17 protein-coding genes are annotated in these 12,374 nt (G+C 31.8%); 5 read left to right on the forward strand and 12 right to left on the reverse strand.

The window, feature by feature from the left end:
• Window positions 1-176: 176 nt before the first annotated feature.
• The 5 genes from ACIP9G_RS02405 to ACIP9G_RS02420 all read right to left on the reverse strand — a co-directional run bounded on the left by ACIP9G_RS02405 (window position 177) and on the right by ACIP9G_RS02420 (window position 4,319).
• Window positions 177-620: a hypothetical protein gene (locus ACIP9G_RS02405; protein WP_340824184.1), complete on the reverse strand. Its 444-nt coding sequence runs from the start codon at window positions 618-620 to the stop codon at window positions 177-179.
• Window positions 617-1,225 carry an ATP-binding cassette domain-containing protein gene (locus ACIP9G_RS02410; protein WP_401017118.1) on the reverse strand — a complete coding sequence of 203 codons (609 nt, stop codon included), beginning with the start codon at window positions 1,223-1,225 and terminating at the stop codon, window positions 617-619. The genes ACIP9G_RS02405 and ACIP9G_RS02410 overlap by 4 nt, the downstream gene beginning before the upstream one ends.
• A complete protein-coding gene (locus ACIP9G_RS02415; protein WP_401017120.1) occupies window positions 1,222-3,162 on the reverse strand; it encodes a hypothetical protein in 1,941 nt (646 codons plus the stop codon). Before ACIP9G_RS02415 ends, ACIP9G_RS02410 begins: the two co-directional genes overlap by 4 nt.
• A gap of 87 nt (window positions 3,163-3,249) precedes the next feature.
• The gene (locus ACIP9G_RS22690; RefSeq protein WP_483869661.1) at window positions 3,250-3,534 is read right to left on the reverse strand and encodes a mediterrocin family bacteriocin; all 285 of its coding nucleotides are present in this window, start codon (window positions 3,532-3,534) and stop codon (window positions 3,250-3,252) included.
• 260 nt (window positions 3,535-3,794) lie between these two features.
• A complete protein-coding gene (locus ACIP9G_RS02420; RefSeq protein ID WP_401017122.1) occupies window positions 3,795-4,319 on the reverse strand; it encodes a GNAT family N-acetyltransferase in 525 nt (174 codons plus the stop codon).
• A 265-nt stretch (window positions 4,320-4,584) separates the two neighbouring features.
• Between ACIP9G_RS02420 and ACIP9G_RS02425 the strand changes: the two genes are divergently transcribed.
• Entirely contained in the window at window positions 4,585-4,932 is a 348-nt protein-coding gene (locus ACIP9G_RS02425) for a hypothetical protein (protein WP_401017124.1), read from the forward strand.
• Window positions 4,933-5,019: 87 nt separating this feature from the next.
• Here ACIP9G_RS02425 and ACIP9G_RS02430 read toward each other — a convergent pair whose 3' ends face one another.
• Window positions 5,020-5,181: a hypothetical protein gene (locus ACIP9G_RS02430; RefSeq protein WP_340824175.1), complete on the reverse strand. Its 162-nt coding sequence runs from the start codon at window positions 5,179-5,181 to the stop codon at window positions 5,020-5,022.
• Between the two features lie 505 nt (window positions 5,182-5,686).
• Here ACIP9G_RS02430 and ACIP9G_RS02435 point away from each other — a divergent pair.
• Complete coding sequence (locus ACIP9G_RS02435; protein ID WP_401017126.1) at window positions 5,687-6,223, forward strand: HXXEE domain-containing protein; 537 nt, start codon at window positions 5,687-5,689, stop codon at window positions 6,221-6,223.
• A 154-nt stretch (window positions 6,224-6,377) separates the two neighbouring features.
• Here the strand turns inward: ACIP9G_RS02435 and ACIP9G_RS02440 are convergent, their stop codons facing one another.
• Both ACIP9G_RS02440 and ACIP9G_RS02445 read right to left on the reverse strand, forming a co-directional pair.
• Window positions 6,378-6,686 carry a hypothetical protein gene (locus tag ACIP9G_RS02440; protein WP_340824172.1) on the reverse strand — a complete coding sequence of 103 codons (309 nt, stop codon included), beginning with the start codon at window positions 6,684-6,686 and terminating at the stop codon, window positions 6,378-6,380.
• Window positions 6,687-7,185: 499 nt separating this feature from the next.
• The gene (locus tag ACIP9G_RS02445; protein WP_340824171.1) at window positions 7,186-7,560 is read right to left on the reverse strand and encodes a phage holin family protein; all 375 of its coding nucleotides are present in this window, start codon (window positions 7,558-7,560) and stop codon (window positions 7,186-7,188) included.
• A 402-nt stretch (window positions 7,561-7,962) separates the two neighbouring features.
• On the opposite strand from ACIP9G_RS02445, the gene ACIP9G_RS02450 reads away from it, so the two are divergent.
• The 3 genes from ACIP9G_RS02450 (at window position 7,963) to ACIP9G_RS02460 (ending at window position 9,509) form a co-directional block, all read left to right on the forward strand.
• Window positions 7,963-8,427: a GNAT family N-acetyltransferase gene (locus ACIP9G_RS02450; protein ID WP_401017128.1), complete on the forward strand. Its 465-nt coding sequence runs from the start codon at window positions 7,963-7,965 to the stop codon at window positions 8,425-8,427.
• Window positions 8,428-8,836: 409 nt separating this feature from the next.
• Window positions 8,837-9,052: a YjcZ family sporulation protein gene (locus ACIP9G_RS02455; protein ID WP_340824169.1), complete on the forward strand. Its 216-nt coding sequence runs from the start codon at window positions 8,837-8,839 to the stop codon at window positions 9,050-9,052.
• A gap of 280 nt (window positions 9,053-9,332) precedes the next feature.
• On the forward strand, window positions 9,333-9,509 hold the full coding sequence (locus ACIP9G_RS02460; protein ID WP_172771828.1) for an asparagine synthase: 177 nt from the start codon (window positions 9,333-9,335) through the stop codon (window positions 9,507-9,509).
• 52 nt (window positions 9,510-9,561) lie between these two features.
• On the opposite strand, the gene ACIP9G_RS02465 is transcribed toward ACIP9G_RS02460, so the two are convergent.
• From ACIP9G_RS02465 to ACIP9G_RS02480, 4 genes are all read right to left on the reverse strand, one after another.
• A complete protein-coding gene (locus ACIP9G_RS02465) occupies window positions 9,562-10,131 on the reverse strand; it encodes a cysteine hydrolase family protein (protein ID WP_401017130.1) in 570 nt (189 codons plus the stop codon).
• 161 nt (window positions 10,132-10,292) lie between these two features.
• Window positions 10,293-11,039 carry a polysaccharide deacetylase family protein gene (locus tag ACIP9G_RS02470; RefSeq protein WP_401017132.1) on the reverse strand — a complete coding sequence of 249 codons (747 nt, stop codon included), beginning with the start codon at window positions 11,037-11,039 and terminating at the stop codon, window positions 10,293-10,295.
• Window positions 11,040-11,345: 306 nt separating this feature from the next.
• Window positions 11,346-11,990, reverse strand: a complete 645-nt coding sequence (locus ACIP9G_RS02475) for an O-methyltransferase (RefSeq protein ID WP_401017133.1) — start codon at window positions 11,988-11,990, stop codon at window positions 11,346-11,348.
• The gene (locus ACIP9G_RS02480; protein WP_401017135.1) at window positions 11,977-12,351 is read right to left on the reverse strand and encodes a hypothetical protein; all 375 of its coding nucleotides are present in this window, start codon (window positions 12,349-12,351) and stop codon (window positions 11,977-11,979) included. The genes ACIP9G_RS02475 and ACIP9G_RS02480 overlap by 14 nt, the downstream gene beginning before the upstream one ends.
• Window positions 12,352-12,374 lie beyond the last annotated feature (23 nt).

A 12,374-nucleotide genomic window follows, 5' to 3' on the forward strand; every position in this document is an offset into this window, starting at 1 on the left:
TTTTCCTACTACAATGTTGCTAAAAAATGGCTTTATGATCCTACAAAGAAAAACTCGCATTTTGCCATCAAATAATCAAAATGCGAGTTTTACTATTATTTTGAAGCGCTCAGTCTCTGTAAGTTTATGTAACCTTGTTCTGCTACTAGCAAAGCCATCCCCTAATCTTATATAAATTATATTTCCCCCCACATATCTTGCGCTTTCTTAAATAATGTTTCAACCTGTTCTTTGTTATTGTCAATTATTTCTTCATGAACATCATCGATAACGCTCAGATCCCTATTAATCATAATAGAGTAAGTTTGCTTATTTTCATCTGTAATTTGAATACCATATTTATTGTCTCCTATGAATGATGGCCATATGATTAATGCATATTTATTATCATCTGTTGAAACAGCTAAATTACCCACTAACGATAAATAATCTGGCAATTTCACATTATAAAGATAAGCATTTTGCGATAATATATAACTACGATTGGGTATAAATTCGTCTAAGTCTCCTGTATATTTAGAATACTTAACATTCATCCAGGCATACCACAATAGATTGTAGACAATAAACATAGAAAGTATAGTTGCTAAAACAATGATTATTTTTTTCTTTTTTCTCATATTTCAACAATCCGCTCTCCTCTTTTTTTAATGTCTTCATCGTGCGTAACTAAAATAATCGTCTTTCCATCTTCATTCATATTTTTTAATATATTTAATACTACATCCGCATTTGCTTTATCTAATGAGCCTGTCGGTTCATCTGCCAAAATAATATCGCATTTTTTTATCATTAACCGTGCTAGTGCAATTCTTTGCTGCTCCCCACCAGATAGCGTATAAATCTTATCATTTAGTTTATTTAATAACCCTACAGAGTTTAACGCTTCTTCAAGACTAATACTTGAACGATTTTTTTGTTTAATCATTTTCAAATTATAGCTTACGGTTTTATCTTCGATTAAAGCGAAGTTCTGAAAAAGAAATCCCACCTTATGGCCAAAATAATTTAATTGATTTTTTTTTTGACTAATATCCATCTTATCAACTAAAATTTTGCCACTATCTATCTGTTCAATCGCACCAATCATATTTAAAAGTGTTGTTTTACCACATCCACTTGGCCCTGAAAATACAATAAACTCTCCATCTTGAATAGTTAAACTAAAATCTTTAAATAATTCTCGATTTCCAAAAGATTTACTTAAATTCTTGATTTCGATCATTTAACGGATCCACCTTTAAGAATTGATTGTATGCTTCTATTTTCTGTTATTCGTATATAATAGAAAACAAAGCAAAGTTCTAATAACACAACTGAAAACCCACCAGTGATTAAGTATAGTTTCGAACTCCACTCAAGGAAATGCCCAATTATAAAAGCAGCCTTTCCTGCAATACCGCCAAAAATAATGGTTGTTAAAAATAATTTTTTATATCTTTCAAATAAGCCATAACCCATTATTTTTTTCAATGCAATTTCAACTGCATTGATACTATATTCGTAGTTTAAAATGGTTTTAATAATGATGGCTTCTAAAATTAATAAAATAATGAGTAAAACGCAACCTATAACTATCCCTTTTTTATAAATATTCCATTGATGAATATAATGCTCATAAACATTTGTCTTGAAATTATTTGCCTTAGAAAGACTTAAATGGTTGTTTTCAATAAATTGTTCCCACTCGTAGTCCTGAATTTTATACATGGATGTTCCAAATATAAAAACATTCCAGTAAGGGTTAAGCGCATTTGTATCCATATTGTTGAATAAAATGATTGGATTCTTCACTATTTTACTACTAATATTAAAACCTTTATCTATTGCTATAATATCTAGTTGTTTTTTATAGGCAATAATATTAAATTCATAAGGGTGTGGATAGTACGTTTCCCATATTTTTATTATTTCCGTTTGAACACTTTTAGAATTATATTTTTCTGGAACTAAAAAATACACTTTTTGTTCGAGCGAAGCAGTATTTAATTCGCTTATTTTATTATGTAAATATTCAAGCGTACCGCTATCAGCAAAAACATATGGAGAACCTAAGTCTCTAGTGTGTAAATCTACTAAAGAAAGGGTGTTATTCATTGCAAGATTCTCTTTATAAAAATCAAACCTTAATTGTTGTGTCACTTCACCGTCTTCAACATTTATATTTACATAAGAATAATCTTTAGCATTTTCAAAAAAGGATTTTTGTTTATAAAATTTTAGCCCTTCATCAATTAGCGTTAGACATCCCGCAGCCAGTATCACCGTTATACAAATAGTAATAATTTTGTATACATAACTTAACTGCAAAACTTTTTTGACACTATCTTTTGATTTCATATCTTTTTTATAATCACCTAAAAAAAGTGTGAAAAAGGTACATACGTTGAATACAACAAAAACCGCAAACATTAAAAGGGAAATACTAAAATGATAATTTGCATTTGTAAACTGTAAAAATAATAGTATTAGCACTAAATATGTACAAATAAAAAACAGTGTATCTGCGATAACATTTCGAAAAATAATATGTTGCAATCTTTCTCCAGAAATAACTCTTAACGCTACTTCTTTCCTCATTTGAGCCACTTCGTAGAAAGTTATTAAAAGTAAAAGACCTAATATAATAACCCAAGTAATGCTAATATTGAAGGCACTATTAAAGGCACTATATCCCTCCTGTGGAAACTTTCCTGCATACTTATCAATCAGTTTTTGCTTAAAACGAATCTGGTTTTCTTTATCCCCAATCAAATAATATTTTTCAAACTTATTGACATCTGGAATAGTGGCGATTGGTAATACCTCAAATTGGATATCCCCTAAAAAGATGCTTTGATAATGACCAGGTTGTACTGAAGAACTTTCCTTTAAATAATTTGCGGTTCCTTCTGTCGCATATATATTTATATTTTCAGAATAAACAGTGGAAATTTTTCTATCCACCACAAAAACCTCTAAATTTTCTTCCTTAGCTGCTGTTGTAATATCCTTTAACATCTCTTCTTGAGGAATATGGATAGACATTACTCCATTTTTATACATCGTAACGTAATCATATTTCGTTTCAAAGCTAACTAAATGCCATACGTATGTCTCTCCGATAAAAGTGAACCCTATACTAAATAGTATTAAACTAAAAATATACTTTGCTTTTTTCACCGCAATCACCCTGTTATGGAATAGATTACTTATAGACAGCAAAAGCGAGTTAACCTAGTGTTAACCCGCTTTAGTAGTCAAACTAGATTACCAATTACAACGATATATATAAGTATCACTATCTCTATGACGTACTTCTACTTTTGATAGTCTTGAAGCAGGTTGACTTGAACCTGTATGCCATTCACCATTAAATAAAGACGCATAATGCTCATTCGACGCATGGTTTGCCCAAACATAATCTTCATTAATAAACCGTGTGTTATAACCATACGTTATGGCAGATAACCCATCCGATCCTGTAGCATACCGTTCCCAAGCTGTTACAAAGTTTCCGCTATACGTAGCTTCTAATTGTAGCAGCAGAAACAGGAACTACTGCTGAAAACGTTAAAGCACTGACCAGAACTAACCCTGCGGACAAATTTTTTACCTTTTTCTTACACATAAACTACGTTTCCTTTCTTTATTTTTTTTGCGAACATTATATACTATCAAAATAAAAAAAACAATACAGTTAACTAAATTTTCAGATTTTTGATAGTTCCTTAATAAAAAAAATAACAAAATAATAAAAGACCAGCTCGCTATATTCACTTCGCTGGTCGTTACATTGAATTTTATAATAGTATTTACTTAATTAAAGAATAAATATTCGTATCATATGGCATATCATTTTGATGCATAAAGTTTCTTAAAACCCCTTCTTTTTCAAACCCTAATTTTTCTAATAGCTTGTTGGATGCATCATTTTCAGTAAACACTATGGCTCCGATACGCATTAAATCCATCTCTTGAAAACCATATGAAATAACTTTATCTACAGCTTCCTTGGCATAGCCCTTCCCCCAACTTTCGGGAAATAGTGCGTAACTAATATCCGCTTTTTTATGCTCTGTCGACCACTCTTGAAAGCCAATAGTTCCGATAATCCCCTCTTGCCCTTGCACTTCAATACCCCATTTAATGCCTCGTTTTTCCTTGAAATTATTAGCGAAATTTTGGATGATCTGATTCACTTGTTCTATGCTTGTTAATGGCTTTTGTCCATAATGGCGTAAAACGTCTGGATTAGAGAAGCAGTTTAATATCGCTTGCGCATCTTTATCTGTCAATTCTCTTAACACTAAACGATCAGTATTTAATATTGGAAACATTTCTTCACGCTACTTTCGAAAATAGTATTTTTACCATTCTATAACAATAGCTTTATATTTACATTAATTATTTTATTTTGTAGTGCATAATCGAAATTCACTAAGTATTAACTTCTTTAAATAACAACAGCCAAGTCTTCCTTCTAAATCGTTAATTTGCAAAAATTCTGTCACTCAAATATGGTAATGTCATATTAATATGTACATTTAATGTTATCTTACCTAAAATAGTAAATAGATGTTAATAGGAAGGTGTGTATTAAGATTGCGCAATTGCCCAAATTGCTTGGCAAATAACTCTTTTAAAAAAATAATTGAAGATGGTTTAATTCTATATAAATGTGAGTATTGCAATACAATTAACGAAGAGGTAAATGAAGAGATTGTTTATCAAAATTCAACTTTTGTGACAGAAAGAGCATCTGATGTTGAAGAAGCACCAGTTTATAATGAACATAATGCAAAATTATTTAAAGTAATTTTAGCTTATATATTTATTTTAGGATTATTCGTTATTATACCCATAGTAATAGAAGGTAACTCTCGTAGTTTTCATCTGGAGAAATTTCTAGATGATTTATATGAAATTTTTAATATTGGAAACAATAAATGAAAGGAATAGCTGTTGAATACGAAACAGTGATTTCCCACGTTTGTTCAAATAAATAAAGCACCTCACTCAAAGTGAGATGCTTTCTATTTATTGCGGTACTACTTCAGATATTTTTTCAAAGTCTAGAAGATATCCACCGATTTTCGCTTTTTCTAACTCTTCTTTATATTCTTCTTTACGCTCATTAAGTCTGTCATCAAGTGTGTTTTGATAGGCCGGAAATAGATTGTAATCTACTGGTTTCCCCATAAGTTCACCTCTTATTTTATATTTTTTATTTATTATATGCTATATTGATATTTTCTGACAATCATGAATGGTAAATTTGATTATTAAGTTCGACAATATTGCAAGAACATAGGCTTATTATACAACACCTACATTATACTATTTTCCTATCAAATATACTTATTCATTTAAGTGACTCATATACTATATCGCTTCGAGTTTTAATTAATGGAGTTTGTTAAAGGCTTTTAATTATATAAAACAAGCGGAAACATCCTTTAATTATTTTAATTAGAAAGAATGAATTTATTAGGAAGAAGCTAAGAGGATATTTTTAAGAAAAACTTTTATTTTTTATCTAGTTTACAGGCTAATAGCTAGCTATCATAACTATTTCGACATAGTAATAGTAGTGTAAAGCTAATTTAGCTTTGCACCTCCTGATTTGTTGGTTAGGGTCACTCTGGTCCAGTGACCCTATTTAATTTCTTAAAACAAATTTACAAGAAAGTAGTGGAGTTACAATATGGAATTTTGGCTAAACATTCAAACACTAATATGGTTATTTCCTATTTTTTTCATTGTTCACGATTTTGAAGAGATTATAATGGTTGAAAAATGGTTACATAACAATAAAAACAAGTTATATAAACGATTGCCACCAAAATTAGCTGATCGAATAGTAAAACAATTTTCAATGACTACAGCTCAATTTGCTGTAGCAGTCATCATTGTTTTTTTATTTGTAAGTGGAGCCACAATTGCTGTTAATCTATATTTATACAATGGCTTAACGATGAACCTTTATTTTTTCATCGTAGTTTCATCAGTATTTTTTATCCATGCATTTACACACATTGGGCAAACAATCTTTTTTCGGTCTATTACCCCTGGTACTGTTACATCAGTAATTATTATTATTCCATATAGCGTTCTTTTATATAGATCGTTGTTTTTTCAAGGAATCATTACTTGGAAAATGATTTTGATTAGTTTACCTTTTGGGCTTTTATTTTTCCCTATAGTTTTAACAGCTCACTGGATAGGTAGAAAGGTTATTTAAAATTTCAACTTATGCAAGGTCGTTACTCACTTTCTTTTTACCTTTTACTCCGATCGCTTGTACTTAGAATCTAGTAATCCCATTCTTTCATGAACTGTAAGCGTCCATTAAACAGGACACAGCTGTTATTCTGTAGCATATTTAATGAATTTGTCTATTTTACATATTTCAAATGCTTTTTGACAAATGCAATAATGTATTGCACTTCCTCTTCCGTCATTTCTACTAAGCTACAAACTCTTCGTAGTTTGGCAGGTGACTTTAATTGTTCTCGCACTTTATCAATTAGCATGTATTTACACTTACGTGGATTCACATAGTCTCTTATTCGCTTATAGCGTAAGTATGCATAACGAGCAAATGCATTTAGCATCTCTCTCTCGTAACCTTCTCGTTCTAAGTTCATAACAGCTGCATCTATCTCTTCAGTTTCAAATATCCAGGAACCGTCAGTCAATTGCATAGTACCACCTCTTCCTTATAAGCTTGAGTAGGCTTGTTGATGTAAAAAATTAGGGCATCATCATAAAGCAGTTTTTTGGCAACTCCTCTTTCGTCATCAATGTCCCCCGATTTAAATAAATAACCTTTTCGGATTTTCTACATCATCAACTTTCCTTCTTCTATAATCATTAAATGCATTACAAAAAGCCACACCTAGTTAGATGTGACTCTTTTTTTATTTTTATCAATATTTACTTGTCCATCATGCATTTTTCACTACTCTATTATTTAAAAGTAAATTGCCATAATGGTGTCAAGATAACCTCAATGTCACTGATTTGAGGAATTATTTTCACCACATGTTAAGTTTGTGTCAAATTAATTCTTTCCAAAGGCTGAGAGGTGTTGACTATTATTTCTTTTGCTCTGGTCTTGTTTGATAATTTGTTATCATTTCCTGTGTGGGTTATCTTTTTTTATTAATATTATTGTGGATTCGCAACTTTACTTTACAGTTACTATTCATCATCCTTTTTATCATCGTTATCCTTTTTTAACTGTGCAAAAGCATTAGCTAAAAACTTCGGAACACGAATTCCTAACTTACCTAAGTTTTCGATGATGCTAATGCCTTCCATTCCTATTAAAAATAAAATCATAGCATTTCGCATAAAATCTCCGCTTTCTGTAGCATTGTCCAATTGCACAGCTGCTATGACCATTAAAATCATGGCTGTTTTTTTCAAAAGCCCTTTAAACGTTTTACGAGAATCAATATCTTTTATTATCCAACCAACCATTACTCCTAATGTCAAATCGATAGCCATTAAAATTGTTAAAGATGTTACCAATTCATCTACACCGCCAATTAGATATGCAATTAATGCAGTCATACCACCTACCAACGATGACCAAAGCGTATTTGTTTCCAGAATATCACCTACTTCCCCATTATTTAAAACCCACACAGGTGATAGCTGAAGGCACAAAACATACTTTATTTTTCATAAAGTACATCGTTTGATTTCGTCAATAACAGCCTCCATTTCTAGCATATTCAATTACGTAATCGATGAACGTTAACAAAAATACAGAAAAAACGAACATAAAAAAATATTTTATGATTAGTAATCTATCTTGTAAAAATCTCTCCGCTTCTATCCACTAGCGTTTTCTCCTCCCTCATTTTATATTTAAAGCACTTACTACACGAGAAAACACAAACTATATATTAAAACTTTCTAATATTGTAAGATATTAGAATAACTTAAAATAAACGTAATGGAGGCATTACAGTGCAAATAAAAATCGCTACATTAAATGAAATTGATGAAATTGAATGCTTATATCAAGAGCTATTTACTGAAATGTCCAACTTACAACCGAAGTATATAAAACCTGCAAAACAAGATGTGACATTTGTACAGAATACGATTAATAATAAAGATTCAGATATTTTAATAGCGGATATAGATAACCGAACAGTTGACTTCTTGCTAATACAAGAAACTACGACTCCTCCATATTCATGTATAGTTGAACATAAATACGCATTTATCGTAGATATTATTGTTGGAAGCCACTATCAAAATCAAGGTATCGGTTCCGCTTTGCTATCTGAAGCGAAAAAATGGGCAAAAAATCGGCAGTTAGATTACATGGAGTTGAACGTTTTAACGGAAAATATAGGTGCAATTACTTTATACGAAAAACAAGGATTTCAAGATATGAACCATACAATGCGTTTGGAATTAGCGTAGCTTAGGATCTTACAGTTTATCCATCAACGATTTATATTGTAACGCTGTAATTTCATTGTAGACGCAAGCTTTACATGAACATCATTTATTTGCGAATAAAACAATATGCAATACAACTGAAGGCGAGTACTCTATACAGTTGTCCACTCTGCATAGCAATTCTATGCCATAATAAAAATGTGTGTTATAATACTTGTACTGACAAACCAAAATGGTAACCAATATTGAGCTGTAGCTTCTTTCTGAGCTACAGCTTTTTTTATTAGGCAAATCTTTTTTTACCTATTCAATACCAAATTTTATTGTATTACTAAAAACATTTCTAAAACAGAATATGAAAATTGGGATAAATACCCCTCCGCATTTCTACAATGAACATATTATAAATTGAAGGAAGGAGGAATGTTTCATGGGATACTACGGAAATGCAGGTAATTGGAACAATAATTTTTATGGTGGATATAGCATGGGCGGTAGTTACGGTGGTGGCTGTAACTATGGCGGTGGTTGTAACTCCGGTGACAATTACTACGGCGGCGGCAACGGCAACGGATCAGCTTTCGCGTTAATTGTTGTTCTCTTTATTCTTTTAATTATTGTCGGTACTGCGTTCATAAATTACTGACATTCAAAGTAAAGTAATGGAATGTGTGTTACCGTTTTAAACTCCTATTAACTCCAAGGGTCACTTCCCCCAAGTGACCCTTTTTATTTGTTCTTTTTTAGATGATAAAGGAAATGAATGCGTAGCTTTATAATTGCATTGGTTGCTTATCAAAATTTCTTTACTCATTTGCGAATGCGCTTTTCACTAAAACAACATTGGACAAGTATAGCATCATGCATATTCGTAAATAGTAATAATGGTGTCATTACGCCAATTAACTACGATGGAGGGATTGTTGATGAATAATATTCGAGAAGGTTTAATCCCAACTATTTTAGGTTCTGCTGTTACGGCTGCTGGCTATGCCTTAAAGCAAAAAAGTGGCTCTAACAAAATGATTGCAAACACAGTCTTTGGATTTGGTTTAGCACATATCGTGTTAGGAGCAATAGACCTTGTAGAACATCGTCGTTAGTAATTGGAGAGCACATTTTTGTGCTCTTCTTTATTTTTAGACATTCGAATGCCTAATTCTCTGCACGATATTGATTGTGGTTAGGTTTGAATACATAATCTTGGGCGTTTCTAACAACAGCAAAATTATCAACATTATAATGACCGTGCAGCGTTTCATTGTGATGCGCAATAATTTGCTCTGCGGAAAGTGACTTTGAATCAGTTGTTGAATGACCATCTGCAACTAGAGTGACATCGAACGTTAGCACTGTAGCTGCCCTCACTGCTGTATCGATACAATGTTCTGTTTTACAGCCCATAATGACTAAATGATCCACTTTCTTATCTTTTAAATATTGAAGCAAGTCAGTTTGATAAAAAGCATTCGTCGCTTTTTTATCTATAAATATTGCTCTATTTGTTGGAATGTTAATTTCATTATGAACTTGAAACCCAGCCCCTTGTCCATTTGCAACATCTTTATCTCTAACAAAGATAATAAAAGCATTCTCTGTTAATGCTTCTTGAATAACAAAATTAATATTTGCAATTAATCTATCTTTCTTAAACACTTCTTGTTCTTCGTTATTACCATCAATTAATTCTTGTTGAGCATCGATAACTACTAAAGCTTGCTTCATTTATTTTCCCTCTTCCCTATAAAAAATTTTTATTTATTCCATTAATTACTATAATATATAATAATCACGCTTGAACAGTAAAACCTCGAAAAGTAGTCACTTGTATAGTGACACTAATCGAGGTGTTCGTTTTAGTTCTTACAATTTTGGAACTATATCTTTTATTTATTTTCGTCCAATTTTCTATTTGCCTTTTGCACTTCAAGTAATTCAGATACCGTGACAAATTTGTATCCTTGCTTTTCAAGTTCAGGTAGTATTTTTTCTAAAGCTTTAACGGTTTGTCCCCGATCTCCTCCGCCATCATGAAAAAGAACGATATTTCCTTCTTTAGCTCCTTTTAATACAGTATTTACAATTTTATTAACGCCAGGACTTTTCCAATCCATTGTATCTTGATGCCAAGACCACATTACAACTTTATATCCTTCTTTTGCAACAGCTTCGATCATTCCATCTGTATATTGACCTTCTACAGGACGGAATAAAGTCGGCGTATATCCAGTAATACCGTAGATCGTATCGTGTGTTTGTTTAATTTCCTTAAGTAAATTCGGAACAGTCGTTCTTAACGGATGAGTATATGTGTGAATGGCTAATTCATGCCCATCTTCATACATTCGTTGAACAACTTCTGAGTTCTTTTCTGCATTTTCTCCTACGATAAAAAATGTTGATTTTGCCTGATATTTAGCTAATATATCTAATATCTCAGGCGTGTATTTTTTATGAGGACCATCATCAAAGGTCAACGCTATAATTTTTTCATTCGTTTTAATTTCCCATAATATTTGCCCTGCTTCTTCATAATACTTCCTTCCTTTATCTGCAGAGAAACTTTTGCTCACAAAAAAAACAGATACCACCAAAATGCAAATAGGCATGATTAACAGCATAAACTTCTTCAAAAATCTTCACTTCCCAGAGAAAAATATTTAGTACTTTATTATTTGTTGATTTCTTAAAAAAATGCTTTTTAATTAGAATTATTAGCTGTCATATGAAGTATAAAATTACGACAACTGTGCCATAATAAATTTAAAGCCATGAATCTCCCTAAACAACATTTTTCTTTTAAGCTGTAGCATTGTACTTTTGCTACAGCCTTTTTCTGTTTGAAAAGCGCATGATCTAGATAAAGATGCAACGATTAATTTCTAAAAGGAAAAAATACCTCGAGAGTTTAACTCTCGAGGCATTTTTTCCTTTTATACTCATTCTTTTATTTTCACTTTTGAAATTGTGATGCCATCACCAATTGGAATAAGGATCGATTCTAATTGTGGGTGATTAGCCACTGTTTCATTAAATTTCTTCATAATTTCTGTATAACGTTTATTTTTTGCACTCGGATCTGCTACACTGCCACCAGCAAGTACGTTATCTGTAACGATTAATGCCCCCTCTTCTGCAAGAGAAAGACAATAGTTCAAGTAGTTTTCATAATTATCTTTATCTGCATCAATAAAGAAAAAGTCAAATCGTTTTTTATCTTCTGCTAATGTTGCAAGACTTTGTAAAGCTGGTCCAGTCATATAGCTCACTTGCTGACTAAATCCTGCTTTAGATAAGTTACTCGCTGCTAACGTTGCATATTTTTCTTCTAATTCAAGGGAAGTTAAATTCCCAGCACTACCAAAGCCCCTAGCTAGACATATTCCACTATATCCTCCAAGTGCACCTATTTCTAAAATTTTTTTTGCACCGGAGATGGATACAAGCATTGATAAAAATTTACCGGAAGAGGGTGAAACTGAGATTGACGGCATGCCATTTTCTTCAATAGATGAAATAACATCCTCCAATAGTGGATCTTGATGATAAAAAGTTGAATCGATATAGTGATTAATTTGTTTCATTTATCTCTTTACCTTCCGCCTCATTCGGCATAGATTCTTTATTTTCAATATTTTCCTCTTCACTAATCATATCCATTGTTTCATTTTCTTGAATTTCAAATAATTGGATAAATTCATTAATGACCATATCCATTGCTTTTAATTCTCCAACTAAAATTTGTTGAATTGATTGATACTCAGGTTGTTCTAATTGCTGTTTAATCGTTGCACGCTTTACATTCATTGTCTCTAAAAAGGCTACAGCTCTGCCTCGACGGAATGTTTTCGGTCCTCGATGATGCGAAGAACTATCCTTTCCTCTGTATCGCTCACCACGATGATGTCCTTCTCTTTTATACTCTTTAAATTCTTCTCTTCTCATTTTATATCCTCCTTGTGTATACA

Source organism: Lysinibacillus sp. NPDC093197 (assembly GCF_044754025.1).
In the GTDB taxonomy this organism is placed as follows: Bacteria; Bacillota; Bacilli; order Bacillales_A; family Planococcaceae; genus Lysinibacillus.

Bases quoted from the DNA above. Each gene is read 5' to 3' on its own strand.
- ACIP9G_RS02405 (WP_340824184.1), bottom strand. From the start codon at position 620: ATGAGAAAAAAGAAAAAAATAATCATTGTTTTAGCAACTATACTTTCT.
- ACIP9G_RS02410 (WP_401017118.1), bottom strand. From the start codon at position 1,225: ATGATCGAAATCAAGAATTTAAGTAAATCTTTTGGAAATCGAGAATTA.
- ACIP9G_RS02420 (WP_401017122.1), bottom strand. From the start codon at position 4,319: ATGTTTCCAATATTAAATACTGATCGTTTAGTGTTAAGAGAATTGACA.
- ACIP9G_RS02430 (WP_340824175.1), bottom strand. From the start codon at position 5,181: ATGGGGAAACCAGTAGATTACAATCTATTTCCGGCCTATCAAAACACA.
- ACIP9G_RS02435 (WP_401017126.1), top strand. From the start codon at position 5,687: ATGGAATTTTGGCTAAACATTCAAACACTAATATGGTTATTTCCTATT.
- ACIP9G_RS02440 (WP_340824172.1), bottom strand. From the start codon at position 6,686: ATGCAATTGACTGACGGTTCCTGGATATTTGAAACTGAAGAGATAGAT.
- ACIP9G_RS02445 (WP_340824171.1), bottom strand. From the start codon at position 7,560: ATGACTGCATTAATTGCATATCTAATTGGCGGTGTAGATGAATTGGTA.
- ACIP9G_RS02455 (WP_340824169.1), top strand. From the start codon at position 8,837: ATGGGATACTACGGAAATGCAGGTAATTGGAACAATAATTTTTATGGT.
- ACIP9G_RS02460 (WP_172771828.1), top strand. From the start codon at position 9,333: ATGAATAATATTCGAGAAGGTTTAATCCCAACTATTTTAGGTTCTGCT.
- ACIP9G_RS02465 (WP_401017130.1), bottom strand. From the start codon at position 10,131: ATGAAGCAAGCTTTAGTAGTTATCGATGCTCAACAAGAATTAATTGAT.
- ACIP9G_RS02475 (WP_401017133.1), bottom strand. From the start codon at position 11,990: ATGAAACAAATTAATCACTATATCGATTCAACTTTTTATCATCAAGAT.
- ACIP9G_RS02480 (WP_401017135.1), bottom strand. From the start codon at position 12,351: ATGAGAAGAGAAGAATTTAAAGAGTATAAAAGAGAAGGACATCATCGT.